This is a genomic window from Paenibacillus sp. N119s (assembly GCF_059447605.1).
Map to the genome: position 1 here is coordinate 1 of NZ_JCAJRU010000384.1, position 2,775 is coordinate 2,775.

Genomic DNA, 2,775 nt, shown 5'->3' on the forward strand with positions numbered 1-2,775 from the left:
AGGCGGTCGATACCATTACAGGTCGGTTCAAGGAGCTGATACGTACAGACGGACCGGAGTCGATTCTCCCCTACAGCTTTTATGGCAATATGGGTGTGTTGAGTGTAGATGGAATGGACCGCCGCTTTTTCAATGCGCTGGGTTCAAGCCAGTTGGATCAGACGATTTGCAGCGTGGCTGGGAATGAAGGCTGGGCATCCGTTATGGGGTTTAAGGGCGGTACGAGCCCGGAGGATACAGAGGATGCAGATCTCATTATTGTATGGGGCGGAAATGTCATCAGCACCAACATGCATCAGGTCGTATTGGCTGAGAAAGCACGTAAAAAAGGTGCTAAGGTGATTGTTATAGATGTTCATCGCAACCGGACGGCGCAATGGGCGGATTGGTTCATTCCGTTATATCCGGGCACGGATGCGGCACTCGCGCTGGGGGTTATGCATGTGCTGTTCGAGCAGGGACTGACAGACGAGGATTTTCTACGTCGCTACACCGTAGGTCATGAGGAATTGCGCGAGCATGTTAAGACCTATACACCAGAGCGGGTTTCACAGATTACTGGCGTACCCGAGGAGGATGTTATCCGTTTGGCGGAAATGTACGGGAAGGCGCGAGCGGCCTATATCAATATCGGAAATGGGCTTCAACATCATGATAATGGCGGTATGAACGTACGCGCAGTTACATGCTTGCCTGCGCTCACGGGACAATGGTTGAAGCACGGCGGGGGAGCATCACGCTCCAATGGTGCTTATGCCAAGATTAACAGCGCCCATCTGGAGCGCCCTGATCTGCGACAGAACCCGGACGCCCGGGTGATTAACATGAATCGGATCGGAGAGGCGCTATTACAGAAGGAACAGCCGATTAAGGCATTATTCGTATATTGTAGTAATCCGGTAGTTGTAGCACCCGATTCGGAACGGGTGACGAAGGGATTTGAACGAGAGGATCTGTTTACGGTTGTTCATGACTTGTTCCTAACGGATACGGCCCGCTATGCAGATATTGTGCTGCCTGCTTCGTCTTCTTTTGAAGGTACAGACCTATATAAATCGTACTGGCACCACTATATCCAAATGCAGCAGCCAGTTATTGAGCCGCTTGGCGAAAGCAAAAGTAATTATGAGCTGTTTAGCCTGCTCGGACGGGCAATGGGCTTTGAAGAAGCTGCCTTTACGGAAAGTGAAGAGGATATGATCGTAGGTGCGCTGGATAATCCAACAAACCCTTATCTCAACGGTGTCACCTTGGATGCCTTAAAAAAGTCACCTTTTGTCAAGCTCGATATGACGCAAAAGGCTAATTATTTGGGGCGTCTAACTACGCCTTCAGGCAAGATTGAGTTGTATTCGGAAAAAATGAAACAAGCAGGTCTGCCCGCAATGCCCTCTTATGTACCGCTGATCGAAGGGTACGACGGAGAGCGTCGACCGCAAGCGGATGATCGTTTTCCATTGATGTTTGTTTCACCGCCAAACCATAACTTCTTGAATTCAACTTTCGCAAATTTGCCCAAGCATCAGCGACTGGAGCGGGAGCCTTTGCTGCAAATTCACCCGGAAGATGCTCAGGCAAGAGACATCGCAGATGGCGATCCGGTCACCGTCTGGAATGACAGAGGAACATATGAGTTGAAAGCCAAGGTTACCGATCTGATGTTGCCCGGTACGGTAATTAGCCAAGGATTATGGTGGGAAGGCAAGGGACGTAGACAGCGTGCGAATGTGTTAACCTCTGACCGGCTGTCGGATATGGGGCAGGGGGCTACTTTTTTCTCAACGGTGGTGAATGTAAAGCGCCAATGAGAAACTGCCTTTTATGGCGTCAGGTGCAAAAGGAGAAGCAAAAAATATGAAATGGTTGGAGTCTTATCCGAAAGAAGTAAAAGTATTTCTTGTGGCCAGCCTGATTAATTCGGCCGGGAGTTCCCTCATGTGGCCGCTTGTCAGCATGTATGTATTTGACGAGCTGAATCGTAGTATGGAAGATGCGGGGATTGCAATTTTAGTGCAGTCGTTGGGCGGAATTTTTGGTCAAGTGCTGGGCGGAGCCCTTTATCATCGTATTGGAGCCAAGAAACTGATTGTCGGCTCACTGGCCATGAATGCGTTGGGGCTTTTCTCGCTTCCATTTACCAGTGGTCATTGGGTAGCATTTGTCATCATGATGGGCTTTATCGGTTTTTTTAATGTGGTATCTGTGCCTGCGATTCAGGCCTTTGTAGGTTTTCGTTTTGCTGACCGTCGTGGAGAGTTGTTTAATATTATTTATGTTGCGAACAATATTGGGGTCGCACTTGGAACGGGACTGAGCGGTGTTCTGGCTGACCTTTCCTATCAGCTCAGCTTTGTAATGAACGGGGTAACTTCTGCGGTATTTGCCGGGTTCTTCTGGTCTTATTTAAGTAGAGTGGATCGGGAGGAGGGGGAAGTTCAGTTCAGCAAATCCGTGATGAAAAGAGAGGAAATACCAGCTCGGTTGCTGTTTCGTGATACCAGGCTATATCTCTTTGTAGGATTAGGCTCGCTCTTTTTATGGTTTGGCAATTCCATCTGGAATACAGGGGTTTCTCCCTACATTATTGAGCAGGGCTTACCTAAAACGATGTATGGATTACTCTGGACGTTGAATGGTATCCTTATTTTTGCCGCACAACCTATTATTTTCTGGATCAAACGGCTGTATGCTCACCATGCTTCGGCGCAAATGACATGGGCTGGAGGATTCTATTTGGCTGCCTATATTGTCATTCTGGGCACACAGAACTATACT

2 protein-coding genes are annotated in these 2,775 nt (G+C 48.6%); both read left to right on the top strand.

Annotated features, from left to right (window positions below; genetic code table 11):
• Positions 1 to 1,808: molybdopterin-containing oxidoreductase family protein (locus tag AC5V8P_RS24925; protein WP_495473992.1), on the top strand; the 1,808-nt coding region annotated here is incomplete at its 5' end.
• A 46-nt stretch (positions 1,809 to 1,854) separates the two neighbouring features.
• Positions 1,855 to 2,775, top strand: a 921-nt coding sequence (locus tag AC5V8P_RS24930; protein ID WP_495473993.1) for an MFS transporter, incomplete at its 3' end; no start/stop codon positions are given.